14 protein-coding genes are annotated in these 12,899 nt (G+C 71.6%); 3 read left to right on the top strand and 11 right to left on the bottom strand.

All coding sequences use genetic code 11. The features are described 5' to 3' along the window. Nucleotides 1-44 precede the first annotated feature (44 nt). The 9 genes from pheT to HNR20_RS25655 form a co-directional block, all read right to left on the bottom strand. Complete coding sequence (gene pheT, locus HNR20_RS25695; RefSeq protein ID WP_184184759.1) at nt 45-2,579, bottom strand: phenylalanine--tRNA ligase subunit beta; 2,535 nt, start codon at nt 2,577-2,579, stop codon at nt 45-47. A 40-nt stretch (nt 2,580-2,619) separates the two neighbouring features. Continuing rightward, entirely contained in the window at nt 2,620-3,687 is a 1,068-nt protein-coding gene (pheS, locus tag HNR20_RS25690) for a phenylalanine--tRNA ligase subunit alpha (protein WP_184184756.1), read from the bottom strand. A 219-nt stretch (nt 3,688-3,906) separates the two neighbouring features. Beyond that, nucleotides 3,907-4,704 carry a TrmH family RNA methyltransferase gene (locus HNR20_RS25685; RefSeq protein ID WP_184184753.1) on the bottom strand — a complete coding sequence of 266 codons (798 nt, stop codon included), beginning with the start codon at nt 4,702-4,704 and terminating at the stop codon, nt 3,907-3,909. Between the two features lie 83 nt (nt 4,705-4,787). Then, nucleotides 4,788-5,180: a 50S ribosomal protein L20 gene (gene rplT / locus HNR20_RS25680; protein WP_184184750.1), complete on the bottom strand. Its 393-nt coding sequence runs from the start codon at nt 5,178-5,180 to the stop codon at nt 4,788-4,790. 32 nt (nt 5,181-5,212) lie between these two features. After that, complete coding sequence (gene rpmI / locus HNR20_RS25675) at nt 5,213-5,407, bottom strand: 50S ribosomal protein L35 (protein WP_110566082.1); 195 nt, start codon at nt 5,405-5,407, stop codon at nt 5,213-5,215. Nucleotides 5,408-5,427: 20 nt separating this feature from the next. Further along, nucleotides 5,428-6,078, bottom strand: coding sequence for a translation initiation factor IF-3 (gene infC / locus HNR20_RS25670; RefSeq protein ID WP_184184747.1), 651 nt, complete (start codon nt 6,076-6,078; stop codon nt 5,428-5,430). 484 nt (nt 6,079-6,562) lie between these two features. Continuing rightward, the gene (locus HNR20_RS25665) at nt 6,563-7,036 is read right to left on the bottom strand and encodes a PH domain-containing protein (RefSeq protein WP_184184744.1); all 474 of its coding nucleotides are present in this window, start codon (nt 7,034-7,036) and stop codon (nt 6,563-6,565) included. A gap of 272 nt (nt 7,037-7,308) precedes the next feature. Continuing rightward, on the bottom strand, nt 7,309-8,154 hold the full coding sequence (gene hisG, locus HNR20_RS25660; protein ID WP_184184741.1) for an ATP phosphoribosyltransferase: 846 nt from the start codon (nt 8,152-8,154) through the stop codon (nt 7,309-7,311). Between the two features lie 49 nt (nt 8,155-8,203). Further along, nucleotides 8,204-8,467, bottom strand: a complete 264-nt coding sequence (locus HNR20_RS25655) for a phosphoribosyl-ATP diphosphatase (protein WP_184184738.1) — start codon at nt 8,465-8,467, stop codon at nt 8,204-8,206. Between the two features lie 133 nt (nt 8,468-8,600). On the opposite strand from HNR20_RS25655, the gene HNR20_RS25650 reads away from it, so the two are divergent. From HNR20_RS25650 to HNR20_RS25640, 3 genes are read left to right on the top strand one after another with little or no spacing between them, the layout of a single operon-like run. Next, on the top strand, nt 8,601-9,464 hold the full coding sequence (locus HNR20_RS25650; RefSeq protein ID WP_184184735.1) for an ABC transporter substrate-binding protein: 864 nt from the start codon (nt 8,601-8,603) through the stop codon (nt 9,462-9,464). After that, nucleotides 9,461-10,306 carry an amino acid ABC transporter permease gene (locus HNR20_RS25645; RefSeq protein ID WP_184184732.1) on the top strand — a complete coding sequence of 282 codons (846 nt, stop codon included), beginning with the start codon at nt 9,461-9,463 and terminating at the stop codon, nt 10,304-10,306. The genes HNR20_RS25650 and HNR20_RS25645 overlap by 4 nt, the downstream gene beginning before the upstream one ends. Nucleotides 10,307-10,308: 2 nt before the next feature. Beyond that, the gene (locus HNR20_RS25640) at nt 10,309-11,052 is read left to right on the top strand and encodes an amino acid ABC transporter ATP-binding protein (protein WP_308425474.1); all 744 of its coding nucleotides are present in this window, start codon (nt 10,309-10,311) and stop codon (nt 11,050-11,052) included. A 48-nt stretch (nt 11,053-11,100) separates the two neighbouring features. On the opposite strand, the gene ribH is transcribed toward HNR20_RS25640, so the two are convergent. Further along, complete coding sequence (gene ribH / locus HNR20_RS25635; protein ID WP_184188995.1) at nt 11,101-11,601, bottom strand: 6,7-dimethyl-8-ribityllumazine synthase; 501 nt, start codon at nt 11,599-11,601, stop codon at nt 11,101-11,103. Between the two features lie 2 nt (nt 11,602-11,603). Beyond that, complete coding sequence (locus HNR20_RS25630) at nt 11,604-12,869, bottom strand: bifunctional 3,4-dihydroxy-2-butanone-4-phosphate synthase/GTP cyclohydrolase II (RefSeq protein ID WP_184184729.1); 1,266 nt, start codon at nt 12,867-12,869, stop codon at nt 11,604-11,606. Between the last annotated feature and the right edge of the window lie 30 nt (nt 12,870-12,899).

Raw genomic sequence — 12,899 nt, 5'->3', positions numbered from 1 at the left:
CGGTCTGTCCCGCGTCGGGTCATCCCGACGCGGGACAGAAGACCTCAGGCGCCGCGCAGGGTGGCGCCGAGACGCTCGGCCGCGACCGCGACCGCCGCGTCCCGGGCCGCGACCGCCTCCTCGACGGTGAGCGTCCGGTCCGGCGCCCGGAACGTGAGCTTGTACGCCAGCGACCGCCTGCCGGCACCGAGCTGCGCGCCCGAATACACGTCGAACAGCCGCACGTCCTCCAGCAACTCACCGGCGCCCGCCTCCAGCGCCCGGCGCACCTGCTCCGCCGGCACCGAGTCGTCCACCACCAGGGCCACGTCGATCAGCGCCGGCGGGAAGCCGGAGACCGCCGGGGCAGGGGTCACCCCGGCCGCGGGCAGCGCGTCCAGGTCCAGCTCCATCGCGCAGGTACGGCGCGGCAGCTCCAACGCCGCGACCACCAGCGGGTGCAGCTCACCGGCGTGCCCGACGACCGCGCCGTCGACCAGCAGCTCGGCACAGCGGCCCGGGTGCCACGGCGCGTACTCGGCCGCCCGCACCTCGACCCGCTCGCCCAGGACACCGGCGGCGTCCAGCACGTCACGGGCCGCTTCGATGGCGTCCGCCCAGCCGGCCGGTCGGCCCGCACCCCACCATCCGGCCGGGTCGAAGTCGCCGGCGAGCACCGCAGCGACGTGCACCGGCTGCGCCGGCACCACCGCGTCGGCGGCCGCGAACTCCGCATCGGTGGGGCGCCGGTCCACGCCCATCGCCGGCGGGCTGCCGGCACCCACGCGCGGGTGGAAGACCGCCCCGATCTCGTAGAGGGCGAGGTCGCGGTGACCCCGGCCGAGGTTGCGCTTGAGGATGCCGAGCAGCGGGCCGAGCAGCGTGGTGCGCAGCAGCGGCTCCTCCTCGGACAACGGGTTGGCCAGCCGCACCGCCGGTCGGCGCGGGTCGTCGGCCGGCAGGCCGAGCAGGTCGGCCAACCCCGGCGACACGAACGGGTGCGCGAGCACCTCCACGTACCCCCGCTCCGCCAGCGACCCGGCGACCGCCCGGCGCCGACGCTGCCGCGGGGTCAGGCCGCGTCCCGGGGGCGCGGTCGGCAACACCGACGGCACCCGGTCGTACCCGTCGAGGCGGACCACCTCCTCGACCAGGTCGGCCGGGTCGGTCAGGTCGGGCCGCCAGGTCGGCGGGGTGACGCTCAGCGTCGCCCCAGCGCCGACGGTGCCCGGGTCCTCGGCCAACCGGTCCGCGCCCTGCGCGACCGTGCAACCGACCCGCTCCAGCAGGGCGACCACCCGCGCCGGCGGGTACTCGACCCCGATCCGCCGGGTCGGCAGGTCCACCGGAAGGATGATCGGGCTACGCGGGCGGACGTGGTCGATGTCCAGGATCTCCGCGCTCGCGGAGCCGCCGCCGTGCTCGGTGAGCAGCCGCACGGCACGCTCCAACGCGACCAGCGCCACGGCCGGGTCGACGCCCCGCTCCCAGCGCTTCGCGGCCTCGCTGAACAGCTTGTGCCGGCGGGCCGTGCGCCCGACCATCGCCGGGTCCCAGTGCGCCGCCTCGAAGAGCACGTTGGTGGTGTCGGCGACGACCTCACTGGTCTCACCGCCCATCACCGCGGCCAGGGAGATCGGACCGGTGTCGTCGCAGATGACCATGTCGTCGCTGGTGAGCACCCGGTTGACCCCGTCGAGGGTGGTCAGCTTCTCCCCCGCCTCGGCGCGACGGACCACCAGCGACCCGGCGATCCGGTCGGCGTCGAAGGCGTGCATCGGCTGGCCCAGTTCCACCATCACGTAGTTGGTGATGTCGACCGGCAGCGAGATGCTGCGGATGCCGGCGGTGACGAGCCGCTGGGCCATCCAGGATGGCGTGGGCGCGTTCGGGTCGACGCCGCGGACCAGGCGGGCGGTGAACCGGTCGCAGCCGACCGTGTCGCGGACCTCCACCGGGTACGCCGGCGTCTCGGTGCCGCTCGGCGCGGGCACCAGGGCCGGGTCGCGCAGGGGCACGTCGAACGCGTGCGACAGCTCCCGGGCCAGGCCACGCAGGCTCAGCGCGTACCCGCGGTCGGGGGTGATCTCCAGATCGAGTACGACGTCGTCGAGGCCGACCACCGGCTTCGCGTCGTCGCCCGGCTTGGCCGTCACGTCCGGCCCCAGCACGATGATGCCGGAGTGGTCGTCGCCCAGGCCCAGCTCCTTCGCCGAGCAGATCATGCCCGCGGAGTTGTGCCCGTACGTCTTCCGGGCGCCGATCGCGAAGCCGCCGGGCAGCACACCTCCGGGCAGGATCACCACGACCCGGTCACCCGGGGCGAAGTTCCGGGCCCCGCAGACGATCTCCTGCGGCTCGCCGGTGCCGTTCGCGTCACCCACGTCGACCCGGCAGAACCGGATCGGCTTCTTGAAGCCGGTGAGCTCCTCGATCTCACGCACCTCACCGACGACGAGTCGGCCGGTGACGGTCTCGGCGAGGTCCACGACGGACTCGACCTCGATACCGAGGTCGACCAGGGCCTGCTCCAGGTCACCGACGGGCAGGTCGGCGGGGAGGTCGACGTACTCCCGCAGCCAACTGACAGAAACTCGCATGACTTCAGACCACCGTTCCCGTGTCTCGTACCCGCATCGCCTACGCCCCGGTCCCGAGCGCGCGGCTGAACCGCACGTCGCCCTCGAAGAGATGGCGGATGTCGCTGACCCCGTGCCGGACCATCAGGGTCCGGTCGATGCCCATGCCGAAGGCGAAGCCGGAGTAGACCTCCGGGTCGACGCCGCAGGCGCGCAGCACCCGCGGGTTGACCATCCCGCAGCCGCCCCACTCGACCCACTGCGGGCCGTCGCGGTGCTCCGGGAACCACACGTCGAACTCCGCCGACGGCTCGGTGAACGGGAAGTAGTGCGGCCGCCACCGGGTCTTCGCCTCCGGGCCGAACATCGCCCGGGCGAAGTGGTCGAGCGTGCCCCGCAGGTGCGCCATCGTGATGCCCTTGTCGACCACCAGGCCCTCGGCCTGGTGGAACACCGGGCTGTGGGTGGCGTCGATCTCGTCGGTGCGGTAGACGCGGCCGGGCACGATCACGTAGATCGGCGGCTTGCGACTGAGCATCGTGCGGGTCTGCACCGTGGAGGTGTGCGTGCGCAGCACCAGGCCGGAACCCTCCGGTGCGATGTGGAAGGTGTCCATCAACCCGCGCGCCGGGTGGTCGGCGGGGATGTTCAGCGCGTCGAAGTTGACCCACTCCAGGTCGACCTCGGGCCCCTCGGCCACCTCGTAGCCCATCCCGACGAAGAGGTCACTGATCGACTCCATCAGGGTGCTCAGCGGGTGCCGGGCTCCCCGGGGACGCCGGTCGTAGGGCAGGGTGACGTCCACCCGCTCCTCGACCAGCACCCGCTCGGCCTGCTCGCGTTCCACCACCTCGGCGCGGTCGGCGTACGCGGTCTCGATCGCCCGGCGGGCCTCGTTGACCCGCTTACCGGCGTCGGACTTGGCAGCCGGCGGCAACGCGCCGATCTCCCGGCGGGCCAGCGAGACCGGTGACCGGTCACCGAGGTGCACCGAGCGCAGGGCGGTCAGCGCGTCCGGGTCGGTGGCCGCTGTGAACGCCTTCGTGGCGTCCGCGACGGCCTCGTCCAGGGCGGCGGGGTCGAGCAGGGCGACCTGCTTCGGGTCGTACGGATCGTTGCGGTAGCTCATGGCGTACGGGCACTCCCTCACGGCGGCGCCAGCCCTCACCGGGGCGGCTAGGCGAGTCTACGGACGCGCGGCTGTGCCGCAGCCCGCCGGTAGGAGTTGCGCAGGGAGCAGGTCAGGCCCGCCGCCCGCCGACACCGGCGGGCTGGCTAAACGAACGCCGTGGCGCGTTCATGGACGGACGCTCTCCCCTGCGGTCAGTCGCGCCGGGCTCGGTCACCCTCAGCGCTGTGCTCTCGCTGAAGCGTACAGGCAGACGGCGGCTGCGGCAGCCAGGTTGAGGCTCTCCGCGCGCCCGTACAGCGGCACCCGCACGCGAGCTTCGGCTGCGGCGGTCAACTCCTCGGGCAGGCCGTGCGCCTCGGAGCCGAACAACCACGCGGTGGGCCCGACGAGCCGGCCGTAGTCGGTCAGGTCGTCCAGGTCGCTGTCGCCGTACCCCGTGGTGGCGAAGATCGACAGCCCGGCGGCGCGTAGCGCGTCGACCACCGCGACCGGGTCGGGGGCGCGGACCACGTCGACGTGGAAGAGGCTGCCGGCCGAGGCCCGCACACACTTGCCGTTGTACGGGTCGACGGCGTCGCCGGCGAAGATCACCGCACCCGCCCCGGCCGCGTCGGCGGTGCGCAGCACCGTGCCGGCGTTACCGGGGTCGCGGATCTCGGCGAGCACCGCCACCAGTCGGGGCGCGCCCGCGATGGCCTGCTCCAGCGACACGTCGAGGTGCCGGCAGACCGCGACCAGCCCCTGTGGGGCGACCGTCTCGGCCAACGCGGCCAACGCGTCGTCGGTCACCTCGGAGACCGGCACGTCGGCGTGGGCCGCCGTGGCGGCCAACTCCGGGTGCCGGTCGAGGGCTGTGGGCGTACCGAAAAGCTCGGTGACCACCCCCGGCCGCGCGAGGGCCTCGCGGACCGCCTGTGGGCCCTCGGCCAAGAAACGGCCGGTGGCGTCGCGGTCCCGGCGGCGCTGCAGCCGGCGGGCGGCGACAACCCTGGGTGTACGCGGGGTGAAGGCCATGATGTGCGCTCCTCCGGCACGATTGAGGCGCCCCCCGGGCGGTGGTACCGACCCGGGAGACGCCTCGCTCTGGTGCGTGGGGATCAGGCGGCCTGAGCCGCCGCGCCGCCGGTGCCCTCGGCCGTGACCGCGGCCCGGGCCAGCTCGACGATCGCCGCGAAGGCAGCGGCGTCGTTGACGGCCAGGTCGGCCAGGATCTTGCGGTCGACCTCGATACCGGCCAGACGCAGGCCCTGGATCAGGCGGTTGTAGGTCATCCCGTTCGCCCGGGCGCCCGCGTTGATCCGCTGGATCCACAGCTGCCGGAAGTCGCCCTTGCGGTCGCGACGGTCCCGGTAGGCGTACTGCATCGAGTGCAGCACCTGCTCCTTGGCCTTGCGGTACAGCCGGGAGCGCTGACCGCGGTAACCGCTCGCGGTCTCCAGCAGGGTACGACGCTTCTTCTGGGCGTTTACAGCCCGCTTGACGCGTGCCATCTCAACTCCTTATTAGGTAAAGGTGGCGCGCGTCAGCGGCCGAGCAGCTTCTTGATGCGCTTGACGTCAGCCTTGGCCACCTCGACCGTGCCGGTCAACCGGCGGGTACGGGTGGAAGACTTGCCTTCCAACAGGTGGCGCTTGCCGGCCTGCTCGGCCACGATCTTGCCACGGCCGGTCACCTTGACCCGCTTGCCCATACCCGTGTGGCTCTTCATCTTCGGCATGTGGAACGTCTTCTCCCCTGTTACTCGCCGCTGGTGTCGGCGGCGAGGCCGGTGTTACCGGCTGCTGCGGTCTCGCCGACCGCCGCGGTCTCATCGGCTACCGGCTCGGCGGACTCGTCCGCTGCCCGGTCCCGAGGTGCGCCGCGGGACGCCGTAGCGGCGACCGCGGAGGCCTTGACGGCCCGATGCGGGGCGAGAACCATGATCATGTTTCGGCCGTCCTGCTTGGGGGCGGCCTCGACGTATCCCAAATCCGTGATCTCGGATTCGAGCCGGCGCAGGAGCCGGTAACCCAGCTCCGGGCGGCTCTGCTCGCGACCGCGGAACATGATCGTCACCTTGACCTTGTCGCCCGCCTTGAGGAACCGCACCACGTGACCCTTCTTGGTCTCGTAGTCGTGCGGGTCGATCTTCGGCCGAAGCTTCATTTCCTTGATGACGGTCTGCTGCTGGTTACGCCGCGCTTCGCGCGCCTTCAGTGCGCTCTCATACTTGAACTTGCCGAAGTCCATGAGCTTGCACACCGGCGGGCGCGCCATCGGCGCAACCTCGACCAGGTCCAGATCGACGTCCGCGGCCAGCTGAAGGGCGCGCTCCAGCGGGACGATGCCCACCTGCTCACCCTCGGGGCCGACCAGTCGGACCTCACGTGCCCGGATCTGCTCGTTCACGCGTGGTTCGACGCTGATGGGGCCTCCTCGAGTCGTTTCTGCTCAGGTGCCGACCCCCGCGGCTCCCAGGTGGGAACCGACCCGGAAAACAGAAGGCCCCGGCGTATGCCAGGGCCCGCTCGACCGGTCGGCACGATCACAGGATCGCGCATCCGACGCCGGGACATGCCCGGAACCGGTGACCGGACCCGGCCACCGAAGAGGCGACTCGGGTGGGAGCAGGCGCTCCGCTTTCAAAGGCTGCCTGCTCGCACGCGGAGACAGCCTGGTCGACTCGACAACACTACACCCGAGCCCCGGCCGCCCCCAAACCGGGCACACCAGGTCACCCAGGTCACGCTGGACCCACACGCCCGCCCCGCCCTGCGGGTGCGGGTGCCGCCGGCCAACCGCGCGGTTTCGGCGATGTTGCCCGGATTCGGCCCGCTGGAATGTGCGGTATGTGCGCCGGACGCTCGGCCGGGGCGAGGGTGGGGTGGTTAGGTCAGCGGCCGCTGGCGCGCTCGGCGAGGCGGGCCTGGTGCGCCTGGTGCAGTCGGCGCAGCGCCCGGACCCCCTCGACGGCCAACTCCTTGTCGGCGGCCTGCAGGGCGATCATCGGCAGCAGGTCGTCATCGTGCAGCTCCAGGCTTGCCCAGGGCGCGCTCCGGTCGAAGCGGACACTCCGAACGACCTCCCAGGGCAGCTCGTACGAGCTGATGACGTTGCGCACCCGGACGCCACGCGCGTCAGCCTCGACCTGCGGGCGGGTGAACAGCAGGAGGCCCAGGGCACCGAAGATGCCCAGGCCGATCATGGCGATCTGATCACCGCGCTGGAAGCTGCCGTAGCCGTCGCCGGTCGGCCCACTCAACGAGGTGGCAACCAAGCCGAACACCACTACCAGCGCGATCGCCGCGGACCAGCAGACCAGCCGGATGCGGCGGGGCTTCAGGCGGATCAGCTCGGTTTCACTCACCCCACCAGTCTGCCATCCGCCCCCGCCCGTCGAACGCACCACCCGCCGAGCGCGCTCGATCCTGGATGTAGTGGTGTCGGAAGCGCGTGAGGCCACTACTTCCATGCTCGAGTGCGATCTTGCCGCTGCGGGCGCGATCGTCAGGCGCGTCACCCCACGGCAGGCCCCGCCGGCTGGTAGGTCGACTCAAGTTCGCCGAGGTGGGGGTGTCCTTGCGGGCGGACACCCCCACCTCGGCGATCCTGAGTCGATCAAGAAGGCGAGGCGCGTGGTCAGAGCCGGCAGGCGTGGATGTTGGTGACCAGGATGGCGCGGGCGCCCAGCTCGTACAGCTCGTCCATGATGCCGTGGACGTCGTCGCGGAGCACCATCGCCTGCACCGCCACCCAGCCCTCGCGGTGCAGCGGCGACACGGTGGGCGACTCGATGCCCGGGGTGAGCCCGCTGGCCCGGTCCAGCAGACCGGCCGGCACGTCGTAGGCGAGCATCACGTAACGGCGGGCCACCAGCACACCGTGCAGGCGGCGCAGCAGCTGCTCGGCCTGCGGTTGGGCCGGGGCGCCGGCGCGCCGGACCAGCACCGCCGACGAGCGCAGCAACGGCTCACCGAAGACCACCAGGCCCGCCTGACGCAGGGTCGCGCCGGTCTCCACCACGTCCGCGATCACGTCGGCGACACCGAGGCGTACGGCGTTCTCCACCGCACCGTCGAGGCGGATCACGTCGGCCTTGACGCCCGCTTCGCCGAGGTGCCGCTCGACCAGGCCGGGGTACGCGGTGGCGATGCGGTGCCCGCCCAGGTCCTGCACGGAGGCGATGTCGTCGGGGCGGGCGGCGAAGCGGAAGGTGGCCTGACCGAAGGCGAGGTCGACGACCTCCTCGGCCGGCGCGGCCGAGTCGATCAGCAGGTCCCGGCCGGTGATCCCGAGGTCGAGGTCACCGGATCCGACGTAGGTGGCGATGTCCTTGGGGCGCAGGTAGAAGAACTCGACGTCGTTGGCCTCGTCGCGGCAGACGAGGTCCTTGGGGTCGGTGCGCTGGCGGTAGCCCGCCTCACGCAGCATCTGGGCGGCCGGCTCGGCCAGGGTGCCCTTGTTGGGGATGGCGACACGCAGCATGACAGGAGTGCTCCTTCGATCCGGATGGCGATCAACGGGTTGGGGGCACTCACAGATGTCGGTAGACGTCCTTGAGCTCGAGACCACTGGCGAGCATCAGCACCTGAACCTGGTAGAGCAGCTGGGAGATCTCCTCGGCGGTACGCTCCGGCCCCTCGTACTCGGCGGCCATCCACGACTCGGCCGCCTCCTCGACGACCTTCTTGCCGATGAAGTGCACCCCCTTGTCCAGGGCGGCGACGGTGCCCGAGCCCGGGGTGCCGGCAGCGGCCTTGGCCTGCAGCTCGGCGAACAACTCCTCGAACGTCTTCACGGGAGACGATTCTTCCAGCCGACCGACCGACGCCCCGCGTCCGGGTCCACCGAAACCCAGCCAGCGGACAATTCCCTATCAACACGGTGGGATAATCTTCGATCGATGCGCATGGAGCTCTACGCTGTCCGCCATGGCCAGCAGCTCACGTCTCCTCGCGCTCAGCCTCGCCGGTGCCGTCGTCGCAGCAACCGCCGGGTGCGCGCCACAGGTGGAGAAACCGATGCCAACTGTCACCACGTCGCCGTCCTGCGCCAAGGACAGCCTGCCCACCCGTACGCCGGGCAAGCTCACCATCGCCACCGACCAGCCCGCGTACGAGCCGTGGTTCTCCAAGGACAAGCCGGACAACGGCGAGGGCTTCGAGTCCGCCGTCGCGTACGCGGTCGCCGAGAAGCTCGGCTACGCCCGCGCCGACGTCACCTGGACCCGGGTCAAGTTCGACACCGCGATCGCCCCGGGGCCGAAGGACTTCGACTTCGACATCAACCAGTTCTCCATCACCGACGAGCGCAAGCAGGCGGTCGACTTCTCCGCCCCGTACTACCTGGTCCGGCAGACCGTCATCGCCTTGAAGTCCTCGAAGATCGCCGGCAAGAAGTCGTTGGCCGATTTCCGCGACGCCCGGCTCGGCGCCCAGGTCGGCACGACCAGCTACCAGGCGATCACCGACGTGCTCAAGCCGGCCTCGAAGCCGCAGGTCTACAACAGCAATGACGACGCCAAGAAGGCCCTGCAGAACGGGCAGATCGACGGTCTGGTGGTGGACCTGCCGACGGCCTTCTACATCACCGGCGCGGAGATCACCGATGCGACGATCGTCGGGCAGGTGCCGCAGGTCGGGACGCCCGAGGCGTTCGGGTTGCTGCTGGACAAGAACTCGCCGCTGACCTCCTGTGTGACCGGCGCGGTCGGTCAGCTCGGTGAGGCGGGCACGCTGAAGCAGTTGGAGGAGAAGTGGCTCGCGCAGGTGGCGGGGGCGGCCGAGCTGCGGTGACGCTTCTGCAGCACGTCCCCTCCGAGGCGCAGGTGCGGCGTTCGGCGTACCGGCATCGGCAGACCGTCTACAGCGTGCTGGTCGCGGCGTCCTCGACGGCGGCACTCGGCACGCTCCTGGTCATCGCGGTGACCGGTGCGCCCGGCTGGGACCGGGTCCGGCAGTCGTTCCTGGATCCGACGATCGCCCGGGACGCGCTGCCGGCGGTGCTGAGTGGGCTCTGGCTGAACGTACGACTGCTGGTCTGCTGTGCGGCCGGCGCGCTGGTGCTCGGGCTGGTGATCGCCGTACTGCGGACGCTGCGCGGCCCGATCTTCTTCCCGGTCCGGGCACTGGCCGCCGGCTACACCTACACGTTCCGCGGCCTGCCGCTGATCATCGTGCTCTACCTGCTCACCCTCGGCGTGCCGGGGCTGCGTCTGCAGGGCATGCCACCGGTGCTGGTGCTCGGTGGGATCGCGTTGATCCTCACCTACGGCGGCTACCTCGCCGAGGTGTTCCGGGCCGGCATCGAGTCGGTGCATCCCAGCCAGCTCGCGGCGGCCCGGTCGCTGGGCCTGACCTACCGGCAGACGATGCGGCACGTGGTGGTGCCACAGGCCGTCCGTCGGGTGGCACCGCCCCTGCTCAACGACGTGGTGGCGTTGCAGAAGGACGTCGGGCTGGTCTCCCTCGCGGGTCCGATCGACGCGGTCCGTGCCGCCCAGATCGCCACCGCCCAGACGTTCAACTACACGCCGTACATCGTGGCGGGGGTGCTCTTCGTGCTGCTCGCGATCCCGCTGATCGCGGTCACCGACTGGGTGACGCTGCGCGCGGCCCGCCGACAGTCGGGAGGCTGACCATGGCACTGCTGCGCTGCCGGGGCCTGCGCAAGGAGTTCGCCGGCCACGTCGTGCTCGACCAGCTCGACCTGACCGTCGCCGAGCACCGGGTGGTGGCCCTGATCGGCGCGTCCGGGTCCGGCAAGTCGACCCTGCTGCGGTGTGTGAACCTGCTGGAGGAACTCGACGACGGCACCATCGAGCTGGACGGGGAGGACATCTCCGATCCCCGCGTGGATCCGGACCGGGTCCGTCGTCGGATCGGGATGGTCTTCCAGGCGTACAACCTCTTCCCGCACCTGAGCGTGCTGGAGAACATCACCCTCGCGCCGCGCCGCGTACACCGGCGGGCCCGGGCGGAGGCCGAGGCGCAGGCGCGGGAGTTGCTCGACCGGGTGGGCCTCGGTGCCAAGGCGGACGCCTACCCGGACGCACTCTCCGGCGGTCAGCAGCAGCGGGTGGCGATCGTCCGGGCGCTGGCGAACTCACCTCGACTGATGCTGCTCGACGAGGTCACCTCCGCCCTGGACCCGGAACTCGTCGGTGAGGTGCTGGCGATGATCCGGGACCTCAAGGCCGACGGCATGACCATGGTGCTGGCCACCCACGAGATGGGCTTCGCGCGCGAGGTGGCCGACGAGGTCTGCTTCCTCGACGGGGGGCGGGTCGTCGAGAGCGGCCCGCCGGAGCAGGTGCTCGGCGAGCCGACCCAGCCCCGCACCCAACAGTTCCTGCACCGCATCATCCAGGCCGGCCGCCTCTGAAGCCGGCCGGCCGGCCTTGGAGGACAGCCGGCCGTCTTCGAGGACGTGTCAGCCGCCGAAGCCGACCCGCTGGGCGTTGCCCGCCGCCACGGTCCGAACGGCCAGCGCCGCGTCGAGCGCCGCCACGGTGGCCGCCCAACCCTTGTCCTCCGCCGAGCCGGGCAGACCCGCCCGGTCCCGCGCCTGCTCGATGTTCTCCACGGTGAGCACCCCGTGCGCCACCGGCTTGCCCTCGTCCAGCGCCACCCGGGTCAGCCCGTCGGTGACCGAACGGCAGACGTAGTCGAAGTGGGCGGTGCTGCCACGGACCACCACGCCGAGGGCGACCACCACGTCGCAGCGGCGCGCGAGGGCCTGGGCGACCACCGGCAGCTCGACCGAGCCGGCGACGCGGGCGACAACGGAGCGAGCCCCGCACGCCTCGGCCGCCGCCACCGCACGCTCCAGCATGTGGTCGGTCAGGTCGCCGTGCCACCGGGCGGCGACGACCCCGACGGTCAGCCCTGCGGCGTCCACCGCGTCGACTCCCGGCTCACCGAAACCCGCCATCGTCATGCTCCGATCTCGTCGTTGGCGACCGGACGCCCCAGCGGCGCCTCGGACACCTCGTCCAACTCGTCCAGCAGGTGACCCATCCGGTCCCGCTTGGTGCGCAGGTAGCGCAGGTTCTCCGGGTGTGCGCCGGCCGGCAGCCCCTCCCGGCCGGTGATGGTCAACCCGTACCCCTCCAGCCCGGCCCGCTTGGCCGGGTTGTTGGTCAGCAGGCGCATCGAGCGCACGCCCAGGTCGTAGAGGATCTGCGCGCCGGTGCCGTAGTCGCGGGCGTCGGCCGGCAGACCCAGGTCGAGGTTCGCGTCGACGGTGTCGCGGCCCAGGTCCTGCAACTGGTACGCCTGCAGCTTGTGCAGCAGCCCGATGCCGCGCCCCTCGTGCCCGCGTACGTAGAGCACGACGCCCCGACCCTCCCGCGCGACCCGGGCCAGCGCGGCGTCCAACTGCGGTCCGCAGTCGCAGCGCAGGGAGCCGAACACGTCCCCGGTCAGGCACTCCGAGTGCACCCGGACCAGCACGTCCTGGCCATCGCCAAGGTCGCCCAGCACCATCGCGATGTGTTCGGCGGGATCGTGCTCGGCACGGTAGCCCAGCGCCCGGAACACCCCGTGCCGCGTCGGCATCCGGGCGTCCGCGACCAGCTCGACCTGCTTCTCGGTACGCCGCCGGTAGGCGATCAGGTCGGCGATGGTGATCAGCGTGAGGCCGTGCTCGGCGCAGAACTTCTCCAGGTCCGGCAACCGCATCATGGTGCCGTCGTCGTTGACCAGCTCACAGAGACCGCCGGCCGGCCGCAGCCCCGCCAGTCGGGTCAGGTCCACGGCCGCCTCGGTGTGCCCGGGACGGCGCAGCACCCCACCTTCCTTGGCGCGCAGCGGCAGGACGTGACCTGGGCGGACCAGGTCAGCCGGACCGGCGGCAGGGTCGGCGAGCAACCGGGTGGTGTGGGCGCGATCGGCGGCCGAGATGCCCGTGGTGACGCCCGCGCGGGCGTCCACGGTCACGGTGTACGCGGTGCCCGTCCAGTCCTGGTTCTGGTGCACCATCTGCGGCAGATCGAGCCGATCGCAGTCGACGCCGGTCAGCGCGACGCAGAGGTAGCCCGACGTGTACCGGACCGTGAACGCCAGCAACTCCGGCGTGGCCAGCTCGGCCGCGAAGATCAGGTCGCCCTCGTTCTCCCGGTCGGCGTCGTCGACCACGACGACCGGCCGACCGGCCGCGATGTCCGCGATCGCCTGCTCGATATCCCCGAAGCTGGTCATGCCGCCACTCCGCTTCGCTCCGTGACGTCA

The organism is Micromonospora parathelypteridis (assembly GCF_014201145.1).
GTDB classification, from domain to species: domain Bacteria; phylum Actinomycetota; class Actinomycetes; order Mycobacteriales; family Micromonosporaceae; genus Micromonospora; species Micromonospora parathelypteridis.
Note: the sequence above shows the minus strand (reverse complement) of the source record. Positions and strands in the feature narration are given on the sequence as shown.

What these genes read in the sequence shown, in the direction of transcription:
- HNR20_RS25630 (WP_184184729.1), bottom strand. Translation starts at nt 12,869, where the DNA reads ATGACCAGCTTCGGGGATATCGAGCAGGCGATCGCGGACATCGCGGCC.
- rpmI (WP_110566082.1), bottom strand. Translation starts at nt 5,407, where the DNA reads ATGCCGAAGATGAAGAGCCACACGGGTATGGGCAAGCGGGTCAAGGTG.
- rplT (WP_184184750.1), bottom strand. Translation starts at nt 5,180, where the DNA reads ATGGCACGCGTCAAGCGGGCTGTAAACGCCCAGAAGAAGCGTCGTACC.
- hisG (WP_184184741.1), bottom strand. Translation starts at nt 8,154, where the DNA reads ATGCTGCGTGTCGCCATCCCCAACAAGGGCACCCTGGCCGAGCCGGCC.
- ribH (WP_184188995.1), bottom strand. Translation starts at nt 11,601, where the DNA reads ATGGCGGGTTTCGGTGAGCCGGGAGTCGACGCGGTGGACGCCGCAGGG.
- HNR20_RS25640 (WP_308425474.1), top strand. Translation starts at nt 10,309, where the DNA reads ATGGCACTGCTGCGCTGCCGGGGCCTGCGCAAGGAGTTCGCCGGCCAC.
- HNR20_RS25685 (WP_184184753.1), bottom strand. Translation starts at nt 4,704, where the DNA reads ATGGCCTTCACCCCGCGTACACCCAGGGTTGTCGCCGCCCGCCGGCTG.
- pheS (WP_184184756.1), bottom strand. Translation starts at nt 3,687, where the DNA reads ATGAGCTACCGCAACGATCCGTACGACCCGAAGCAGGTCGCCCTGCTC.
- HNR20_RS25650 (WP_184184735.1), top strand. Translation starts at nt 8,601, where the DNA reads ATGGCCAGCAGCTCACGTCTCCTCGCGCTCAGCCTCGCCGGTGCCGTC.
- pheT (WP_184184759.1), bottom strand. Translation starts at nt 2,579, where the DNA reads ATGCGAGTTTCTGTCAGTTGGCTGCGGGAGTACGTCGACCTCCCCGCC.